The organism is Streptomyces sp. NPDC088157, assembly GCF_044741545.1.
In the GTDB taxonomy this organism is placed as follows: Bacteria; Actinomycetota; Actinomycetes; order Streptomycetales; family Streptomycetaceae; genus Streptomyces.
This window is the reverse complement of sequence record NZ_JBIUSU010000009.1, coordinates 400908-420860: the sequence shown is the minus strand read 5'-3', so window position 1 is coordinate 420860 and position 19953 is coordinate 400908. Positions and strand designations below refer to the sequence as shown.

The following is a 19953-nucleotide window of genomic DNA, read 5'->3' as shown; positions in this document are numbered from 1 at the left end:
ACTTGTGATCGCCCTCTCCCTCGCCGAGATCGCAGCAGTCGTCGGCGGGCAGACGCACGACATACCGGATCCGTCCGTGGAAGTCACCGGACCGGTCGTCCGGGACTCCCGTGAAGTGGCGCCCGGCAGCCTCTTCGTCGCCTTCGTCGGCGAACGCGTGGACGGCCACGACTACGCGGCCGCGGTCGTCGAGGCGGGGGCGGCGGCCGTCCTGGCCTCGCGCCCCGTCGGCGTCCCCGCGATCGTCGTGGACGACGTCCAGACGGCGCTGGGCGCTCTCGCCCGGCACGTCGTGCACAGGCTCGGCACGACCCTTGTCGCGCTCACCGGCTCGGCCGGCAAGACCAGCACCAAGGACCTCATCGCGCAGGTCCTGCGGCGCAAGGCGCCCACCGTCTTCACACCCGGCTCGCTCAACAACGAGATCGGGCTGCCGCTGACGGCCCTGTCCGCGACCGAGGAGACGAAGTTCCTCGTGCTCGAGATGGGCGCCCGCGGGATCGGCCACATCCGTTACCTCGCCGATCTGACGCCCCCGAAGATCGGCCTCGTCCTCAACGTCGGCACCGCCCACATCGGCGAGTTCGGCGGCCGTGAACAGATCGCACAGGCAAAGGGCGAGCTCGTGGAGAGCCTGCCGCCGGCGGATGAGGGCGGCGCCGCGATCCTCAACGCCGACGACCCGTTGGTCCGGGCCATGGCCTCCCGTACGAAGGCGAAGGTGGTCTTTTTCGGAGAGTCCGGCGAAGCGGACGTACGGGCCGAGAACGTGCGACTCACGGACAGCGGACAGCCTGCCTTCAGCCTTCACACACCCTCCGGGTGCAGCGATGTGACCATGCGCCTGTACGGTGAGCACCACGTGTCGAACGCGCTCGCAGCGGCCGCCGTCGCCCATGAGCTGGGCATGTCCGCGGAAGAGATCGCCACCGCGCTCTCCGAGGCGGGCTCCCTCTCCCGCTGGCGGATGGAGGTCACCGAGCGCCCGGACGGCGTGACGATCGTCAACGACGCCTACAACGCGAACCCCGAGTCCATGCGAGCCGCTCTGCGCGCGCTCGCGGCCATGGGCAAGGGGCGGCGGACCTGGGCGGTGCTCGGCAAGATGGCCGAGCTCGGGGACGAGGCGCTCGCCGAGCACGACGCGGTCGGACGGCTCGCCGTCCGGCTCAATGTCGGCAAGCTCGTCGCGGTCGGGGGCAGGGAAGCCGCCTGGCTGCAACTGGGCGCATATAACGAGGGTTCGTGGGGTGAGGAGTCGGTGCACGTGTCCGACGCACAGGCGGCGGTCGACCTGTTGCGCAGCGAGTTGCGCCCGGGGGACGTCGTGCTCGTGAAGGCGTCCCGTTCGGTCGGCCTCGAGAGCGTCGCGCAGGCGTTGCTCGCGACCGGCACCGAGGGTGAGGTCGTCGCCCGATGATGAATCAGATCCTGTTCGCGGGTGTGATCGGCCTCTTCCTGACGCTGGTCGGCACGCCGCTGCTGATCAAGCTGCTGGCCCGCAAGGGCTACGGTCAGTACATCCGCGACGACGGCCCGCGCGAGCACGCCAGCAAGCGCGGTACGCCGACCATGGGCGGCATCGCCTTCATCTTCGCGACGATCGCCGCGTACTTCCTGTCCAAGGTGATCACCGGCAAGCCGCCGACCTACACCGGTCTGCTGGTGCTGGGCCTGATGTGCGGCATGGGCCTGGTCGGCTTCCTCGACGACTACATCAAGATCGTCAAGCGGCGTTCGCTGGGTCTGCGGGCCAAGGCGAAGATGGCCGGCCAGCTGATCGTCGGTATCACCTTCGCGGTGCTCTCGCTCCAGTTCTCCGACTCGCGCGGCAACACCCCGGCCTCCACGAAGCTGTCGTTCATCACGGACTTCGGCTGGACGATCGGCCCGGTGCTGTTCGTCGTCTGGGCGCTGTTCATGATCCTCGCGATGTCCAACGGCGTGAACCTGACGGACGGTCTGGACGGCCTCGCCACCGGCGCCTCCGTCCTCGTCTTCGGCGCCTACACGTTCATCGGCGTCTGGCAGTTCCAGGAGTCCTGCGCCAACGGTGAGACGCTGACCAACCCCAGCGCCTGTTACGAGGTGCGCGATCCGCTGGACCTCGCGGTCATCGCCTCCGCGCTGATGGGCGCCTGCCTCGGCTTCCTGTGGTGGAACACCTCGCCGGCCAAGATCTTCATGGGCGACACCGGTTCGCTGGCGCTCGGCGGCGTGCTCGCCGGTCTCGCGATCTGCTCCCGCACCGAGCTGCTGATCGCCCTCCTGGGCGGCCTGTTCGTGCTGATCACGATGTCGGTGGTCATCCAGGTCGGCTCCTTCAAGCTCACCGGCAAGCGCGTCTTCCGGATGGCGCCACTCCAGCACCACTTCGAACTCAAGGGCTGGTCCGAAGTCCTGGTGGTGGTCCGTTTCTGGATCATCCAGGGCATCTGTGTGATCGTCGGACTGGGTCTCTTCTACGCGGGATGGGCAGCGGACAAGTGACCGACTGGCAGGGGAAGAACGTCACCGTCGCCGGGCTCGGCGTCTCCGGTATCCCGGCGGCCAGGGTGCTGCACGGGCTCGGCGCGAGGGTCACCGTCGTCAACGACGGCGACGACGCACGCGCGCGTGAGCAGGCCGCCGAGCTGGAGGCACTGGGCGTCACCGTGCGCCTCGGTGACGGGGCGACCCTGCCCGAAGGCACCGAACTCATCGTCACCGCACCCGGCTGGAAGCCCGACAAGCCGCTCTTCACGGCGGCTCACGAGGCCGGAGTACCGGTCTGGGGCGACGTCGAACTCGCCTGGCGGCTCAGGGAACTGGACGGCAGAGAAGCCGCGCCCTGGCTGTGCGTCACCGGCACCAACGGCAAGACGACCACCACACAGATGCTGGCGTCCATCCTGAAGGCGGCCGGCCTGCGCACGGCGGCCGTCGGCAACATCGGCGTCTCCCTGCTGGACGCCGTCCTGGGCGAGGAGCGGTACGACGTCCTCGCCGTGGAACTCTCCAGCTACCAGCTGCACTGGGCGCCCTCCCTGCGCGCCCACTCCGCCGCCGTTCTGAACCTCGCCCCCGACCACCTCGACTGGCACGGCTCCATGGAGGCGTACGCCAAGGACAAGGGGCGCGTCTACGAGGGCAATCGGGTCGCCTGCGTCTACAACGTGGCCGACAAGGCCACCGAGGACCTGGTGCGGGAGGCGGACGTCGAGGAGGGCTGCCGGGCCGTCGGCTTCACCCTCGGCGCCCCGGCGCCGTCCCAACTCGGGGTTGTGGACGGCATCCTGGTCGACCGCGCCTTCGTCGAGAACCGGCAGAAGAACGCGCAGGAGCTGGCCGAGGTCTCCGACGTCAACCCGCCGGCCCCGCACAACGTCGCCAACGCCCTTGCCGCGGCGGGCCTCGCCCGTGCCTTCGGGGTGCCCGCCAAGGCGGTACGGGACGGCCTGCGGGCCTTCACCCCGGACGCCCACCGCATCGCCCACGTGGCGGACGTGGACGGCGTCACGTACATCGACGACTCCAAGGCGACCAACACGCATGCGGCGGAAGCCTCGTTGGCGGCCTACGAGTCGATCGTCTGGATCGCGGGCGGACTGGCGAAGGGCGCCACCTTCGACGAGTTGGTCGCCAAGTCGGCGAAGCGGCTTCGCGCGGTGGTGCTCATCGGCGCCGATCGCGCCCTGATCCGCGAAGCCCTGGCGCGACACGCCCCGGAAGTACCCGTCGTCGACCTCGACCGGACGGACACTGGGGCGATGCTCGCGGCCGTCCAGGAGGCCCGGCGCCTCGCCGTCGAAGGCGACACGGTGCTCCTCGCCCCGGCCTGCGCCTCCATGGACATGTTCGTCAACTACAACCAGCGCGGTGACGTGTTCGCTCAGGCGGTTAGCGAACTCGGAGCCTGACCCGGCCGCCTGCCGGGCGACCTTGGGAGGGACGCGTGGGACCGTCACGGCCGACGTACGGCGCGGCAGCCGAGCACAACGGCGGCGCGCCCGGTGGAGCAGCGGATGCCCGGTAGCCGTACCGGGCGTCCGCCCGTCCAGCGGGCCGTGCGCAGACCCGCCGACGCCTCCCGCCCGCGCCGCGACAACCCCGTCCGACGGCTCTACACGCGTGTGCAGAAGGCCTGGGACCGGCCGCTGACGGCGTACTACCTGATCTTCGGCGGTAGCCTGCTGATCACCGTACTGGGCCTCGTGATGGTCTACTCCGCCTCCCAGATCACCGCGCTTCAGATGTCGTTGCCGGGGTCGTTCTTCTTCCGCAAACAGTTCCTGGCCGCCTCCATCGGCGGCGCGCTGCTGCTGGTCGCCTCCCGGATGCCGGTGAAACTGCACCGGGCGCTCGCCTATCCCATCCTCGCGGGCGCGGTCTTCATGATGGTGCTGGTGCAGGTACCGGGGATAGGGCTGTCGGTCAACGGCAACCAGAACTGGATCTCGCTCGGCGGCTCCTTCCAGATCCAGCCCAGCGAGTTCGGCAAGCTCGCGCTGGTGCTGTGGGGCGCCGATCTGCTCGCCCGCAAACAGGACAGGAAACTGCTCGCGCAGTGGAAGCACATGCTGGTGCCGCTGGTGCCGGTCGCGTTCATGCTGCTCGGGCTGATCATGCTCGGTGGCGACATGGGTACGGCGATCATTCTCACGGCGATCCTGTTCGGGCTGCTGTGGCTGGCGGGGGCGCCCACGCGGCTCTTCGTCGGGGTGCTGTCGATCGCCGCCACCCTCGGTGTGATCCTCATCAAGACCAGCCCGAACCGTATGGCCCGGCTGCAGTGCATCGGCGCGACCGATCCCGGGCCGGGCGACGCCTGCTGGCAGGCCGTGCACGGGATCTACGCCCTTGCCTCCGGCGGGATCTTCGGATCGGGGCTCGGCGCGAGTGTGGAGAAATGGGGTCAACTTCCCGAAGCGCACACCGACTTCATCTTCGCCGTGACCGGTGAGGAACTGGGTCTCGCGGGGACGCTGTCGGTACTCGCCCTGTTCGCGGCTCTAGGCTATGCGGGTATCCGCGTGGCCGGACGCACGGAGGACCCCTTCGTCAGGTATGCCGCGGGAGGCGTGACCACCTGGATCACCGCTCAGGCGGTGATCAACATCGGTGCGGTGCTCGGCCTGCTGCCGATCGCCGGCGTGCCTCTCCCGCTGTTCTCCTACGGGGGTTCCGCCCTGCTGCCGACCATGTTCGCCATCGGGTTGCTGATCGCCTTCGCGCGCGACGAGCCCGCTGCGCGGGCGGCGCTTGCGATGCGGCACCCCCGCTTTGGTAGAAAGCGGGGGACTGGGGGCTCCGCGTTCGACCGGAGCCACCGGAGATGGAACACGATGCGACGGCGTGCCTCGGCGGCGCGCTCGTCCGGAGAGCGGTGAATTTCGGTGCATGTCGTACTCGCTGGTGGGGGGACCGCCGGCCACATCGAGCCCGCGCTGGCCCTCGCGGACGCCCTGCGCAGGCAGGACCCCACTGTGGGGATCACGGCCCTGGGCACGGAGCGCGGCCTGGAGACCACGCTCGTTCCGCAGCGGGGCTACGAGCTCGCGCTGATCCCCGCCGTGCCGCTGCCGCGCAAGCCCACCCCTGAACTGATCACCGTCCCGGGCCGGCTGCGCGGCACGATCAAGGCCGCCGAGCAGATCCTGGAACGCACCAAGGCGGACGCCGTCGTCGGCTTCGGTGGTTACGTGGCCCTGCCCGGCTATCTCGCCGCAAAGCGCCTCGGCGTCCCGATCGTCGTCCACGAGGCGAACGCCCGCCCCGGGCTGGCCAACAAGATCGGCTCGCGCTACGCGGCCCGGGTCGCCGTCTCCACGCCCGACAGCAAGCTGCGGGACGCCCGGTACATCGGCATCCCGCTGCGCCGCTCCATCGCCACCCTGGACCGCGCCGCCGCGCGCCCCGAGGCCCGGCACATGTTCGGCCTCGACCCCAACCTGCCGACCCTGCTGGTCTCCGGTGGTTCGCAGGGCGCCCGGCGCCTCAACGAGGTCGTCCAGCAGGTCGCGCCCTGGTTGCAGCAGGCCGGCATCCAGATCCTGCACGCGGTCGGCCCGAAGAACGAACTGCCGCATGTACAGCAGATGCCGGGGATGCCCCCCTACATCCCGGTACCGTACGTGGAACGGATGGACCTCGCGTACGCCGCCGCCGACATGATGCTCTGCCGCGCGGGCGCGATGACCGTCGCCGAGCTCTCCGCCGTCGGACTCCCGGCCGCCTACGTCCCGCTGCCCATCGGCAACGGCGAACAGCGGCTGAACGCCCAGCCGGTGGTCAAGGCGGGCGGCGGACTGCTGGTCGACGACGCGGATCTGACCCCCGACTGGGTCCGGGAGACCGTCCTGCCCGTCCTCGCCGACCCGCACCGGTTGTACGAGATGTCCCGCGCCGCCAGCGAGTTCGGCCGCCGGGACGCCGACGACCTGCTCGTCGGCATGGTGTACGAGGCGATCGCCGCCTCCCGTGCGCGCCGATAGGCACGATCGACGAAAGGGCAGGGGAGCGTGGCCGGATCCGCCACCGCCGAGCGCGGTGCACGCCAGCAGGAGTCGTCCGGCCCGCCCCTCTTCCGGCGGTTGGGGCCGCGCCGACTTCGTGTGATCATCATTCTCACGCTGGCCGTCGTGCTGCTCGGCGGGGGCACCGGCTGGGTGTTGTACGGCTCGCAGTGGCTGCGCGTGGAGCGCGTCTCCGTGGCCGGCACCGACGTGCTGACCCCGCAGCAGGTGCGCGCGGCAGCCGCCGTACCGGTCGGATCGCCGTTGGTCTCCGTCGACACGGACGCGATCGGGGCGCGGCTGCGCAGGGCACTGCCCCGGATCGACTCGGTCGACGTGGTCCGTTCCTGGCCCCATGGAATCGGCCTGAAAGTGACAGAGCGTACTCCGGTTCTGCTTGTGCAAAAGGGGTCGAACTTCGTGGAAGTGGACGATGAAGGAGTCCGTTTCGCCACGGTTCCCGAGGCCCCGAAAGGCGTTCCGCTGCTCGAAATCACCGTTTCCTCCTCGCGTTCGGCCGCCGCGAGTCTGCGCCGCTTCGGCGAAGCGCGGCTGGTGCGTGAGGCGGTGAAGACCGCAGGCTCCCTCCCGGCCGCCGTCGCCCGGGCCACCCGGGTCGTCAAGGTCCGTTCGTACGACGACATCTCGCTGGAACTGAGCGGCGGTCGCGCGGTGGAGTGGGGGAGCGCCGAGAAGGGCGCGGCGAAGGGCCGTGCGCTCACCGCTCTCATGAAAGCCGTCCCGGCCGCGCGGCACTTCGATGTCAGCGCTCCCACCGCCCCCGCGTCAGCGGGGAGTTGACGCGCATCCGCGCAGGCCAGCACCCTGGTTGGGCAGCGACACGGCTGATCACATAGGGTGAAAAGAAAAATGGGAGGTTCGGCGTGTTCGTTGAACGGGCGCCACTTGTCGACTTAGTGTCCTGTTCAGAAGACTCCAAGGAACGGACACACTGGTAACCCTAAACTTCAGGGTTAGGGTTCGGGTCGGCGAAACGGACCGTCCCATTCGGCATCAGTCGTCGGATCGCATCACCTGCGAGGCGACGACACGTAACTCGAGGCGAGAGGCCTTCGACGTGGCAGCACCGCAGAACTACCTCGCAGTCATCAAAGTCATCGGTGTCGGCGGCGGTGGTGTCAATGCCATCAACCGGATGATCGAGGTCGGTCTCAAGGGCGTCGAGTTCATCGCCATCAACACCGACGCGCAGGCGCTGTTGATGAGCGACGCCGACGTCAAGCTCGACGTCGGCCGTGAACTCACGCGCGGACTCGGCGCCGGCGCCAACCCGGCTGTCGGCCGCAAGGCGGCCGAGGACCACCGCGAGGAGATCGAGGAGGTCCTCAAGGGGGCCGACATGGTCTTCGTGACGGCCGGCGAAGGCGGCGGCACCGGCACCGGCGGCGCCCCCGTCGTGGCCAACATCGCACGCAACCTCGGCGCCCTCACCATCGGCGTGGTGACCCGCCCGTTCACCTTCGAGGGCCGGCGCCGCGCCAACCAGGCCGAGGACGGCATCGCGGAACTCCGCGAAGAGGTCGACACCCTCATCGTCATTCCCAACGACCGGCTGCTGTCCATCTCGGACCGCCAGGTCTCGGTCCTCGACGCCTTCAAGTCGGCCGACCAGGTCCTGCTCTCCGGTGTCCAGGGCATCACCGACCTCATCACCACCCCCGGTCTGATCAACCTCGACTTCGCCGACGTCAAGTCGGTCATGTCCGAGGCCGGTTCGGCCCTCATGGGCATCGGCTCGGCCCGCGGCGACGACCGCGCGGTGGCAGCCGCCGAGATGGCGATCTCCTCGCCGCTCCTGGAGGCCTCCATCGACGGCGCCCGGGGCGTCCTGCTCTCCATCTCCGGCGGCTCCGACCTCGGCCTGTTCGAGATCAACGAGGCCGCCCAGCTGGTCAGCGAGGCCGCGCACCCCGAGGCCAACATCATCTTCGGCGCGGTCATCGACGACGCCCTCGGTGACGAGGTCCGGGTCACCGTCATCGCGGCGGGCTTCGACGGGGGCCAGCCCCCGGCCCGCAGAGAGACCGTCATGGGTTCGTCCTCGGCCTCGGCGCGCCGCGACGAGCCCACTCCGGTACGGCAGTCCGAGAGCCGTCCGTCCTTCGGCTCGCTCGGCAGCGTGACCCCGAAGGAGGAGCCGGAGCCGGCCCCCGAGCCGGTGGCCGACCTCCCGGTCGCCCCGCCGGTGCCGCCGTCGCGGTCCTACTCGGACAGCGCGGCCGAGGAGCTGGACGTGCCGGACTTCCTGAAGTGATAGGACGGCGCGAGAGCGTGAGCGGCGCGCACTTCGCCTTCACCGACCGGTGGGGCGGGGTGAGCGCCGCTCCGTATGAGGAGCTCAACCTCGGCGGAGCGGTCGGCGACGACTCCGACGCCGTACGCACCAATCGTGAGCTGGCCGCCAAGTCGCTGGGCCTGGACCCGGGGCAGGTCGTCTGGATGAACCAGGTGCACGGCAACGACGTCGCCGAGGTCGACGGGCCGTGGACCACCCCGCTCCCCCGGCCGGTCGACGGCCTGGTGACCGCGACCCGCGGACTCGCCCTCGCCGTGCTGACGGCGGACTGCGTGCCGGTGTTGCTCGCCGACCCCGTCGCCGGGGTGGTCGCGGCCGCGCACGCCGGGCGGCCGGGCATGGTCAAGGGCATCGTGCCCGCCGCGATCGACGCGATGGAGTCGCTCGGCGCGGACCCCTCCCGGATCGTCGCCCGCACCGGGCCCGCCGTGTGCGGGCGGTGCTACGAGGTGCCGGAGGCGATGCGCGCCGAGGTGGCCGCCGTCGAGCCGGCGGCGAGCGCCGAGACGAGCTGGGGAACTCCCGCGGTCGACGTGATCGCCGGGGTGCATGCCCAACTGGACCGGCTCGGGGTGCGCGACCGGGAGCGGTCGACCGTGTGCACACGGGAGTCGAAGGATCACTACTCGTATCGCCGCGATCGCTCCACGGGGCGACTCGCGGGATATGTCTGGCTGGACTGATGGGGCATGACGGACCGTAGGGATGAACTCGCCGCAAACCTGGCGAAGGTGGAGGAGCGCATCGACGCCGCGTGCGCGGCCGCCGGTCGTGCGCGGGACGAGGTGACCCTGATCGTGGTCACCAAGACCTATCCGGCGAGCGATGTGCGGCTGCTGTCGGAACTCGGTGTGCGCCATGTCGCGGAGAACAAGGACCAGGACGCGGCGCCCAAGGCGGCCGAGTGTGCGGCCCTGCCGCTGCGCTGGCATTTCGTCGGCCAGTTGCAGACCAACAAGGTGCGCTCGGTGGTCGGTTACGCGGATGTGGTGCAGTCCGTCGACCGGGCCAGGCTGGTGGCGGCCCTGTCGAAGGAGGCCGTGCGGGCCGGGCGTGAGGTGGGCTGCCTCCTTCAGGTGGCCCTCGACGCCGGGGAGGGTGAACGGGGTGAGCGGGGTGGCGTGGCCCCGGGCGGCGTCGAGGAGTTGGCCGGTCTGGTGGCGGGCTCACCGGGGCTGCGACTTGACGGACTGATGACCGTCGCACCCCTGACCGGGGAGTACGCCGGGCGCCAACGGGAGGCCTTCGGGCGGTTGATGGATTTGTCGACTGACCTGCGCCGAGCTCATCCTGCTGCGAACATGGTGTCGGCAGGGATGAGTGCGGACCTCGAGGAGGCCGTGGCGGCCGGAGCGACACATGTACGCGTCGGCACTGCGGTACTCGGAGTCCGCCCCAGGCTCGGGTAACGTCGCCAGGAAGTCGGACCACAGCAGAAAATATGGTCATTACCGCCGAAAGGCGGACACAAGGGCCACGTGGATCGCGGGACTTGGCAGTCGAAAGTCGATCCACCACAGAGCGGAGGACTCAGAGAATGGCCGGCGCGATGCGCAAGATGGCGGTCTACCTCGGCCTCGTGGAGGACGATGGGTACGACGGCCGGGGATTCGACCCCGACGACGACTTCGAACCCGAGCTCGACCCGGAACCCGAGCGGGATCACCGGCGACACGAGCCGTCCCACCAGTCACACGGTGCGCATCAGTCCCAAAGGGACGAAGAGGTGCGAATCGTCCAGCCGTCGGCGCCGCGTGAGCCGGCGGCGCGATCCGCTTCGCTAGGCGCGGAATCCGGACGTCCGGCGCGCATTGCGCCCGTGGCATCCATCACACAAGAACGTCAGTCCCTGGAGAAGAACGCACCGGTGATCATGCCCAAGGTCGTGTCGGAACGAGAGCCGTACCGGATCACCACGCTTCACCCCCGGACCTACAACGAGGCCCGTACCATCGGGGAACACTTCCGTGAGGGCACCCCGGTGATCATGAATCTGACTGAGATGGACGACACAGACGCGAAGCGACTTGTCGACTTTGCGGCCGGTTTGGTGTTTGGTCTTCACGGCAGCATCGAGCGGGTGACGCAGAAGGTGTTCCTGTTGTCGCCTGCTAACGTCGATGTCACGGCGGAGGACAAGGCCCGCATCGCAGAGGGCGGGTTCTTCAACCAGAGCTGAGACGCAAGACCGGAAAAGCAGTACAGAGCAGCATGGAGCAGGGGAGAGGGAAGCACCGAACATGAGCGTGGTCCTGGATGTCGTCTACATCGCGCTGATGGTCTTCCTCATCGTGCTCATCTTCCGGTTGGTCATGGACTACGTCTTCCAGTTCGCCCGCTCATGGCAGCCCGGCAAGGCGATGGTGGTCGTTCTGGAGGCCACCTACACTGTCACCGATCCACCGCTCAAGCTTCTGCGGCGGGTAATCCCGCCGTTGCGTCTCGGGGGCGTGGCGCTCGACCTGTCCTTCTTCGTACTGATGATCATCGTCTACATCCTGATCTCGATCGTGAGTCGGCTGTGAGCGATGTGAACTACCGTCTTGCCGATGCCGACGACTACGTTGAGGTGAAGAGATGCCGTTGACCCCCGAGGACGTGCGGAACAAGCAGTTCACGACCGTCCGCCTCCGAGAAGGCTATGACGAGGACGAGGTCGATGCCTTCCTCGATGAGGTCGAAGCCGAACTGACCCGCCTGCTTCGTGAGAACGAAGACCTGCGTGCCAAGCTGGCCGCGGCCACGCGCGCTGCTGCCCAGAACCAGCAGAACATGCGCAAACCGCCCGAACAGGACCAGCAGCAGGGTGGCATGCCCCAGCAGGGTGGCATGCAGCAGCAAGGCGGCATGCAGCAGCAAGGCGGCATGCAACAGGGCGGTATGCAGCAGCAGGGCATGCCCCAGCAGGGAATGCCTCCGCAGGGCATGCGAGGCCCGGGCGGCCCGGTGCCCGCCGGCATATCGGGCCCGCCGCAGCAGCAGATGGGTGGCCCCATGGGTGGCCCGCCCCAGCTGCCGAGCGGTGCGCCGCAGCTGCCCGCCGGTTCCGGCGGTGGTCAGGGTGGTCCGCAGGGTCCCGGCCCGATGGGCCAGGGTCCGATGGGTCAGGGTCCGATGGGTCAGGGTCCGATGGGCCAGAACCCCATGCAGCAGCAGATGGGCCAAGGCCCCATGGGTCAGGGTCCGATGGGCCAGAACCCCATGCAGCAGCAGATGGGTGGTCCGATGGGCGGCCCCATGGGCGGTCCGATGGGCGGCCCCGGTCAGGGCCCCGGTGGCGACAGTGCCGCCCGTGTCCTCTCGCTGGCCCAGCAGACCGCCGACCAGGCGATCGCCGAGGCCCGTTCCGAGGCCAACAAGATCGTCGGTGAGGCCCGCAGCCGCGCCGAGGGTCTCGAGCGTGACGCCCGTGCCAAGGCCGACGCCCTGGAGCGGGACGCGCAGGAGAAGCACCGCGTCGCGATGGGCTCCCTGGAGTCCGCCCGCGCCACGCTGGAGCGCAAGGTCGAGGACCTGCGCGGCTTCGAGCGCGAGTACCGGACGCGTCTGAAGTCGTACCTCGAGTCCCAGCTGCGTCAGCTGGAGACCCAGGCCGACGACTCCCTCGCCCCGCCGCGCACGCCGGCCACCGCCTCCCTGCCGCCGTCCCCGGCGCCTTCCATGGCTCCGGCCGGTGCCGGCGCCCCGTCCTACGGCAACCCGGGCATGGGCGCTCCCGGTCAGTCGGCTCCGTCCTACGGCGGTCAGCAGCAGATGTCCCCGGCGATGACCCAGCCGATGGCGCCGGTGCGGCCGCAGGGCCCGTCGCCGATGGGCCAGGCCCCCTCGCCGATGCGTGGCTTCCTCATCGACGAGGATGACAACTGACGGCCAGTAGTACGCCTTAGGCGTCGGCAGCGTTCAAAGGGCGGGACCCCGGATCACGATCCGGGGTCCCGCCCTTTTACGCGTGCTGACAGCGATCATGGTGACGGAACCCGGCCGAGCCCGGCGGGCGCGCGGTCGCATACGGCCACGGCTCCGGCGCCGTGCTTCCGGCCCGCTCTACCTCGGGCCCCGCCGCGGACGCCCGACGCGCTCGCCGGGACGTGCCGGAGGCCGGCCGGACATACGGGAGGGCCCGGTTCCCCTGGGGGAGCCGGGCCCTCGTGGCCGTGCCTCGCGTCCTACGCCTTGCGCAGGCGGAAGGTCAGCGTCAGACCGTCGTCCGTGAACGGGGCGCCGAACGTGTCGTCCGCCTCTCCCAGGGCGAAGTCCGTGGCGAGGACCTCGTCGGCGATGAGGCCGGCGTGACCGGACAGGGCGTCCACGGTCGCCGGGTCGGTCGCGGTCCAGCGGAGCGCGATGCGGTCGGCGACGTCGAGGCCGCTGTTCTTGCGAGCCTCCTGGATGAGCCGGATCGCGTCCCGGGCCAGGCCCGCGCGGCGCAGCTCCTCGGTGATCTCCAGGTCGAGGGCGACCGTCGCGCCGGAGTCGGACGCCACCGACCAGCCCTCGCGCGGGGTCTCCGTGATGATGACCTCGTCGGGGGCCAGGGTGATCGTCTCGCCGTCGATCTCCACCGACGCCGTGCCCTCGCGCAGGGCGAGGGAGAGCGCGGCCGCGTCGGCGTTCGCGACGGCCTTGGCCACGTCCTGGACGCGCTTGCCGAACCGCTTGCCCAGGGCGCGGAAGTTTGCCTTGGCGGTCGTGTCGACCAGGCTGCCGCCGACCTCGGAGAGGGACGCCAGCGACTCGACGTTGAGCTCTTCCGTGATCTGCGCGTGCAGCTCGCGGTCGAGGGTGTCGAAGCCGCCGGCGGCGATCAGGGCGCGCTTCAGGGGCTGGCGGGTCTTCACGCCCGACTCCGCGCGCGTGGCGCGGCCCAGCTCCACCAGGCGGCGGACCAGGACCATCTGCTTCGACAGCTCGGGGTCGATCGCGGAGAGGTCGGCCTCCGGCCAGGCCGCCAGGTGGACGGAGTCCGGGGCGTCCGGCGTGACCGGCACCACGAGGTCCTGCCAGACCCGCTCGGTGATGAACGGCGTCAGCGGGGCCATCAGCTTGGTGACCGTCTCGACGACCTCGTGCAGGGTGCGCAGCGCGGCCTTGTCGCCCTGCCAGAAGCGGCGGCGGGAGCGGCGGACGTACCAGTTGGACAGGTCGTCGACGAACGCGGAGAGCAGCTTGCCGGCGCGCTGGGTGTCGTAGGCCTCCAGGGCATGCGTCACCTGGTCGGTGAGCGCGTGGAGTTCGGAGAGCAGCCAGCGGTCCAGGACCGGGCGGTCGGCCGGGGCCGGATCGGCCCCGCTCGGCGCCCAGCCGGACGTACGGGCGTACAGCGCCTGGAAGGCGACGGTGTTCCAGTACGTCAGGAGCGTCTTGCGGACGACCTCCTGGATGGTGCCGTGGCCCACCCGGCGGGCCGCCCACGGGGAACCGCCGGCCGCCATGAACCAGCGCACCGCGTCCGCACCGTGCCGGTCCATCAGCGGGATCGGCTCCAGGGTGTTGCCCAGGTGCTTGGACATCTTGCGGCCGTCCTCGGCGAGGATGTGGCCGAGGCAGACGACGTTCTCGTACGACGACTTGTCGAAGACCAGCGTGCCGACGGCCATCAGCGTGTAGAACCAGCCGCGGGTCTGGTCGATGGCCTCGCTGATGAACTGCGCCGGGTAGCGCGACTCGAAGAGTTCCTTGTTCTTGTACGGGTAGCCCCACTGCGCGAACGGCATCGAACCCGAGTCGTACCAGGCGTCGATGACCTCCGGCACGCGCGTGGCCGTCTGTCCGCAGTCGTCCTTGGGGCAGGCGAAGGCGACGGCGTCGATGTACGGGCGGTGCGGGTCCAGTTCGGACTGGTCGGTGCCGGTGAGTTCGGTGAGCTCCGCGCGGGAGCCGACGACGGTGAGGTGGTCGTCCGCGCAGCGCCAGATCGGCAGCGGGGTGCCCCAGTAGCGGCTGCGGGAGAGCGCCCAGTCGATGTTGTTGTTCAGCCAGTCGCCGAAGCGGCCGTTCTTGACCGTCTCCGGGAACCAGTTGGTCTTCTCGTTCTCCTGGAGGAGACGGTCCTTGACGGCCGTCGTGCGGATGTACCAGGACGGCTGCGCGTAGTAGAGCAGCGCGGTGTGGCAGCGCCAGCAGTGCGGGTAGCTGTGCTCGTACGGGATGTGCTTGAAGAGGAGACCGCGCTGCTGGAGGTCCTCGGTGAGCTTTTCGTCCGCCTTCTTGAAGAAGACGCCGCCGACCATCGGGACGGACTCCTCGAAGGTGCCGTCGGGGCGGACCGGGTTCACGACCGGCAGGCCGTACGCGCGGCAGACCTTGAGGTCGTCCTCACCGAAGGCGGGGGACTGGTGGACCAGGCCCGTACCGTCCTCGGTCGTGACGTACTCGGCGTTGACGACGTAGTGGGCCGGTGCCGGGAACTCCACGAGCTCGAACGGACGTTGATAGGTCCAGCGCTCCATTTCGGCGCCGGTGAAGGTCTCGCCGGTGGTCTCCCAGCCCTCGCCGAGCGACTTCTCGACGAGCGGCTCGGCGACGACGAGCCGCTCCTCGCCGTCGGTCGCGACGACGTAGGTGACCTCGGGGTGCGCGGCGACGGCCGTGTTGGAGACCAGCGTCCAGGGCGTCGTCGTCCAGACGAGGAGCGCGGCGTCGCCGGCGAGCGGACCGGAGGTGAGCGGGAAACGGACGTACACGGACGGGTCGACGACCGTCTCGTAGCCCTGGGCCAGCTCGTGGTCGGACAGGCCGGTGCCGCAGCGCGGGCACCAGGGGGCGACGCGGTGGTCCTGGACCAGCAGGCCCTTGTTGAAGATCTCCTTCAGCGACCACCAGACGGACTCGATGTACTCCGGGTCCATGGTCCGGTAGGGGTCCTTGAGGTCGGCCCAGTAGCCCATGCGGGTCGTGAGCGCTTCGAAGGCGTCGGTGTGCCGGGTCACGGACTCGCGGCACTTGGCGTTGAACTCGGCGATGCCGTACGCCTCGATGTCCTGCTTGCCGGCGAAGCCCAGCTCCTTCTCGACCGCCAGCTCCACCGGCAGGCCATGGCAGTCCCAGCCGGCCTTGCGGGCCACGTGGTAGCCGCGCATGGTGCGGAAGCGGGGGAAGACGTCCTTGAAGACGCGCGCCTCGATGTGGTGGGCGCCCGGCATGCCGTTGGCGGTGGGCGGGCCCTCGTAGAACACCCACTCGGGGCGGCCCTCGGACTGCTCCAGGCTCTTGGCGAAGATCTTCTGCTCGCGCCAGAAGTCGAGCACCGCGTGCTCGAGGGCGGGCAGGTCGACCTGGGCGGGCACCTGACGGTACTGCGGCTGCGTATTCAACGAGCTTCCTCCGGCGGACACACTGTCTTCCGTCGGAGGGACGAGAGCCGTCTTGCCTGTCTACGCCGTCTGCGGCGCGCTCCCGCGGTACCACCCTCCTTGGCCCTCCGGTGCGTCCTGCGCGCCGGTGAGCCCCCTCATTGGGGTCGCGATGCCGGTTCTACGGGCCCTCGCCTGTCGGCTGCGGCCTTCTTCCGGCGGCTCCGGGGTGATCTTCACGTCGCGCTCGCCCCCGGGCTCCCACCGTCCCCGGGTCGCTCTGGGCTGCGTACGCCGCTACTCGTCCCCATCCATGCTTTTCGCTCCGCCCAGTGTACGGCTCCCCGACGACAGCGGCCGACCGGTTTTCGGGGGCGTCGGGAGCGGAAGGGCGGCCGCTGGAAGATGACCCGAATGGTGGCTGCATGGGATGGTTCGTACTTTTGAATTCCGCGATGCCCCGCTCGGCGGATTACCCGGCGGGGAGCTGGGCACAACGGATGCAGGCCTTCCGCCTGGCGTGCGCGAGGCGGGCGAATCGGGCGGTGCGTCCCGTTGCCGCGGGCTCCAAGTCGATTTATCGTCCCAGCACGATTCGCGTGCAAGATCACAATATGTGAAGGGGCCGCGGCCATGGTGGCGAAGAAGACCGCCGTACAGCGATCGGCGTCCGACAGGTCAACGAGTGCCACCGGCGATGCGGCCAAGGACGTGAAGGCCGTGAAGACGGTGCGGTCCGCTGCCGCCGGTGGGGCGAAGAAGGCGGCGGCCAGGAAGAGCGCGGCCGCGAAGGCGGTGGCCCGAAGACCGGCGGAGGAGGCGGAGGAGGCGGCTGAGCCGGTCGGGCAGGACGGACCGGCCGAGAAGGCGCCCGCCATGAAGAAGAACGCCGCGAAGAAGGACGCGGTGAAGAAGAACGCGGTGAAGAAGGCGGCCGCGGACAAGACGGCTGCCGGAAGGACGGTCGCCAGGAAGGCGGCTGAGGCGGGGCCGGCGACCGGCAGGCAGGCGGCGGCCGGGAAGGCCGTCGCCGAGAAGCCGGCCGCCAAGCGGGTCGGCTCCGGGAAGGCGGCGGGCGGGAAGATCGTCGGCGCCGAAGGCGTGACCGGGACGAGTGCGGGCAGGAAGAGCACGGCCAAGAAGGTGGGCGCGGCCTCGGCCGCGGAGCAGACGGGAGCCACGACTGTGGTTGCGAAGAAGACTCCGGGTACGGCCACGGCGGCGAAGACCGCCGTTCCCAAGGCACGCCTCGCCGCGGCGGAGCCGGGCGAGCTCGCGGTGCGCCCCGGCGAGGAGCCCTGGACGCCGGAGGAGGTCGAGGAGGCCCGCGCGGAGCTCGACTCCGAGCAGGCGCGGCTGCGAGCGGAGCTGGCCTCGTCCGAGGCGGCCCTGACGGGGCTGATGCGGGACTCGGGGGACGGCGCCGGCGACGACCAGGCGGACACCGGGACGAAGAACATCACGCGCGAGCACGAACTGGCGCTGGCCGCCAACGCGCGCGAGATGCTGATCCAGACCGAGCACGCCCTGGAGCGGCTGGACGCCGGTACGTACGGCCTGTGCGAGAACTGCGGCCAGGCCATCGGAAAGGCCCGGATGCAGGCCTTCCCGAGGGCCACCCTGTGTGTCGAGTGCAAGCAGAAGCAGGAGCGCCGGTACTGATCACCTGGCCGCCTGGGGGTGTGCCGTACCCTCGTCCTCAGTCAGGTACCTAGGTTGAGGGACTCACGTGGCAGAGGCGGAGCGCGTCATCGGTACGCCGGACACCCCAGAGGCGGGATCGGAGCCGGATCAGTCGTCCGGACCGGGCGGGCAGGAGAGCACCGAGGCGCGGCCCAGGGGCAGGCGCCGCATCGCCGTGCTCTTCGCCGTCGCCACGTTCGCGTACGCACTCGACCTGGTCAGCAAGATGATCGTGGTCGCCAAGCTGGAACATCACGCGCCGATCGAGGTCGTCGGTGACTGGCTGAAGTTCGAGGCCATCCGCAACGCGGGCGCGGCCTTCGGCTTCGGCGAGGCCTTCACCATCATCTTCACGGTGATCGCGGCGGCCGTGATCGTGGTGATCGCCCGGCTCGCCCGCAAGCTCTACAGCCTGCCCTGGGCGATCGCCCTGGGGCTGCTGCTGGGCGGCGCGCTGGGCAACCTCACCGACCGGATCTTCCGCGCGCCGGGCGTCTTCGAGGGCGCGGTCGTGGACTTCATCGCGCCGAAGCACTTCGCGGTCTTCAACCTCGCCGACTCGGCGATCGTCTGTGGCGGCATCCTGATCGTGCTGCTCTCGTTCAAGGGGCTGGACCCGGACGGGACCGTCCACAAGGACTGACCGCCCGGCGGTTGTCCACAGGCCCGTACGGCGGTACCGGAGCCGTCCGGCATACTCGACGGGTGAGCACGATTCCCGAGACCCGTACCCTGCCCGTGCCGGACGGCCTGGAGGGCGAGCGCGTAGACGCCGCCATCTCCCGCATGTTCGGCTTCTCCCGTACGAAGGCCGCCGAGCTGGCTGCGGCGGGGAAGGTCACGGTCGACGGCTCGGTGGTCGGCAAATCCGAGCGGGTGATCGGCGGGGCCTGGCTGGAGGTCGAGATGCCGCAGGCGCCGGCTCCCGTGCAGATCGTCGCCGAGCCGGTCGAGGGCATGGAGATCGTGCACGACGACGACGACGTGGTCGTGATCGTCAAGCCGGTCGGCGTGGCCGCGCACCCGTCGCCCGGATGGAGCGGGACGACCGTCATCGGCGGGCTCGCCGCGGCCGGCTACCGCATCTCCACCTCCGGTGCGGCCGAGCGCCAGGGCATCGTGCACCGCCTCGACGTCGGCACCTCGGGGCTGATGGTGGTCGCCAAGTCGGAGCGGGCGTACACGTCGCTGAAGCGCCAGTTCAAGGAGCGCACGGTCGACAAGCGCTACCACACGCTCGTCCAGGGCCACCCGGACCCGACCAGCGGCACCATCGACGCGCCCATCGGCAGGCACCCCCAGCACGACTACAAGTGGGCGGTGACGGCCGAGGGCAAGCCGTCCGTCACGCACTACGACCTGATCGAGGCCTTCCGCGCGGCCTCCCTGCTGGACGTGAAGCTGGAGACGGGCCGTACCCACCAGATCCGCGTGCACATGGCGGCCCACCGCCACCCCTGCGTCGGCGACCTGACGTACGGCGCCGACCCCACGCTGTCCAAGCGGCTGGGCCTGACCCGGCAGTGGCTGCACGCCGTGCGGCTGGGCTTCGAGCACCCCGGCGACGGGCAGTGGGCGGAGTTCGCCAGCGACTACCCCGAGGACCTGAGCAAGGCTCTGGAGCAGGTCCGCGAGGAGACCTACGGATGAGCGGCACGCCCGCGTACGTGGTGCGGGTCGCCGGGGATCCCGCCGACCGGGAGGCGTGCTTCGCGGTGCGCAAGGAGGTCTTCGTCGGCGAGCAGGGCGTGCCCGAGGACCTGGAGTACGACGAGCACGACGCCGACGCCGTGCACGTGCTGGCGGTCGGCGAGGACGGGCTGCCGCTCGGCGCGGGGCGGCTGCTGTACGGCGAGGCGGCCGCGGCCAGGACCGGCGACCTGTCGGTGGGCTCGCTGGGGCGGCTCGCCGTGATGCGTGAGGCGCGCGGGCTGGGCGTCGGGGTCGCGCTGGTGCGGGCCATCGAGGAGGCCGCACGCGCGCGTGGGCTCGCGGCCGTGGACCTGCACGCACAGACGCAGGCGCTGGGATTCTACGAACGGCTGGGGTACACGGCGTACGGGCCGGAGGACCTGGAGGCGGGGATCGCGCACCGGGCCATGCGGCGTTCGCTGCGGTAGACGGTGGGCGTGCGACGCTGGGGGTCCGGATGTTCTTGATCGTCTAG

17 protein-coding genes are annotated in these 19953 nt (G+C 70.0%); 16 read left to right on the top strand and 1 reads right to left on the bottom strand.

Going from position 1 to position 19953, the window contains the following annotated elements:
* Window positions 1-4 precede the first annotated feature (4 nt).
* The 12 genes from murF (at window position 5) to ACIPFH_RS33845 (ending at window position 12678) form a co-directional block, all read left to right on the top strand.
* A complete protein-coding gene (murF, locus tag ACIPFH_RS33900; RefSeq protein WP_401832575.1) occupies window positions 5-1420 on the top strand; it encodes a UDP-N-acetylmuramoyl-tripeptide--D-alanyl-D-alanine ligase in 1416 nt (471 codons plus the stop codon).
* Complete coding sequence (gene mraY / locus ACIPFH_RS33895) at window positions 1417-2490, top strand: phospho-N-acetylmuramoyl-pentapeptide-transferase (protein ID WP_356251263.1); 1074 nt, start codon at window positions 1417-1419, stop codon at window positions 2488-2490. The genes murF and mraY overlap by 4 nt, the downstream gene beginning before the upstream one ends.
* Window positions 2472-3899 (top strand): UDP-N-acetylmuramoyl-L-alanine--D-glutamate ligase, encoded by a 1428-nt coding sequence (murD, locus tag ACIPFH_RS33890; protein WP_356251260.1) that lies wholly within the window; start codon window positions 2472-2474, stop codon window positions 3897-3899. Before mraY ends, murD begins: the two co-directional genes overlap by 19 nt.
* Before the next feature lie 105 nt (window positions 3900-4004).
* Window positions 4005-5369, top strand: coding sequence for a putative lipid II flippase FtsW (ftsW, locus tag ACIPFH_RS33885; RefSeq protein ID WP_401832572.1), 1365 nt, complete (start codon window positions 4005-4007; stop codon window positions 5367-5369).
* A 6-nt stretch (window positions 5370-5375) separates the two neighbouring features.
* Window positions 5376-6473 (top strand): undecaprenyldiphospho-muramoylpentapeptide beta-N-acetylglucosaminyltransferase, encoded by a 1098-nt coding sequence (murG, locus tag ACIPFH_RS33880; RefSeq protein ID WP_356251254.1) that lies wholly within the window; start codon window positions 5376-5378, stop codon window positions 6471-6473.
* 27 nt (window positions 6474-6500) lie between these two features.
* Complete coding sequence (locus ACIPFH_RS33875) at window positions 6501-7295, top strand: cell division protein FtsQ/DivIB (RefSeq protein ID WP_401832570.1); 795 nt, start codon at window positions 6501-6503, stop codon at window positions 7293-7295.
* Window positions 7296-7572: 277 nt separating this feature from the next.
* Entirely contained in the window at window positions 7573-8769 is a 1197-nt protein-coding gene (gene ftsZ / locus ACIPFH_RS33870) for a cell division protein FtsZ (protein WP_356251248.1), read from the top strand.
* On the top strand, window positions 8766-9494 hold the full coding sequence (pgeF, locus tag ACIPFH_RS33865) for a peptidoglycan editing factor PgeF (RefSeq protein ID WP_401832568.1): 729 nt from the start codon (window positions 8766-8768) through the stop codon (window positions 9492-9494). Before ftsZ ends, pgeF begins: the two co-directional genes overlap by 4 nt.
* A 6-nt stretch (window positions 9495-9500) precedes the next feature.
* Window positions 9501-10220 (top strand): YggS family pyridoxal phosphate-dependent enzyme, encoded by a 720-nt coding sequence (locus tag ACIPFH_RS33860; protein WP_401832565.1) that lies wholly within the window; start codon window positions 9501-9503, stop codon window positions 10218-10220.
* Window positions 10221-10348: 128 nt separating this feature from the next.
* Window positions 10349-10990: a cell division protein SepF gene (locus tag ACIPFH_RS33855; RefSeq protein WP_356251238.1), complete on the top strand. Its 642-nt coding sequence runs from the start codon at window positions 10349-10351 to the stop codon at window positions 10988-10990.
* A 61-nt stretch (window positions 10991-11051) separates the two neighbouring features.
* Window positions 11052-11336, top strand: a complete 285-nt coding sequence (locus ACIPFH_RS33850) for a YggT family protein (RefSeq protein ID WP_020129925.1) — start codon at window positions 11052-11054, stop codon at window positions 11334-11336.
* Window positions 11337-11388: 52 nt separating this feature from the next.
* Window positions 11389-12678: a DivIVA domain-containing protein gene (locus tag ACIPFH_RS33845; RefSeq protein ID WP_401832562.1), complete on the top strand. Its 1290-nt coding sequence runs from the start codon at window positions 11389-11391 to the stop codon at window positions 12676-12678.
* A gap of 299 nt (window positions 12679-12977) precedes the next feature.
* On the opposite strand, the gene ileS is transcribed toward ACIPFH_RS33845, so the two are convergent.
* Complete coding sequence (ileS, locus tag ACIPFH_RS33840; RefSeq protein WP_401832559.1) at window positions 12978-16124, bottom strand: isoleucine--tRNA ligase; 3147 nt, start codon at window positions 16122-16124, stop codon at window positions 12978-12980.
* Window positions 16125-16736: 612 nt separating this feature from the next.
* On the opposite strand from ileS, the gene ACIPFH_RS33835 reads away from it, so the two are divergent.
* The 4 genes from ACIPFH_RS33835 to ACIPFH_RS33820 all read left to right on the top strand — a co-directional run bounded on the left by ACIPFH_RS33835 (window position 16737) and on the right by ACIPFH_RS33820 (window position 19906).
* The gene (locus tag ACIPFH_RS33835; protein WP_401832556.1) at window positions 16737-17765 is read left to right on the top strand and encodes a TraR/DksA C4-type zinc finger protein; all 1029 of its coding nucleotides are present in this window, start codon (window positions 16737-16739) and stop codon (window positions 17763-17765) included.
* A gap of 67 nt (window positions 17766-17832) precedes the next feature.
* On the top strand, window positions 17833-18429 hold the full coding sequence (lspA, locus tag ACIPFH_RS33830) for a signal peptidase II (RefSeq protein WP_401832555.1): 597 nt from the start codon (window positions 17833-17835) through the stop codon (window positions 18427-18429).
* A 62-nt stretch (window positions 18430-18491) separates the two neighbouring features.
* Window positions 18492-19436, top strand: a complete 945-nt coding sequence (locus ACIPFH_RS33825) for an RluA family pseudouridine synthase (protein WP_356251223.1) — start codon at window positions 18492-18494, stop codon at window positions 19434-19436.
* Window positions 19433-19906, top strand: coding sequence for a GNAT family N-acetyltransferase (locus ACIPFH_RS33820; RefSeq protein ID WP_401832554.1), 474 nt, complete (start codon window positions 19433-19435; stop codon window positions 19904-19906). Before ACIPFH_RS33825 ends, ACIPFH_RS33820 begins: the two co-directional genes overlap by 4 nt.
* Window positions 19907-19953: the final 47 nt, after the last annotated feature.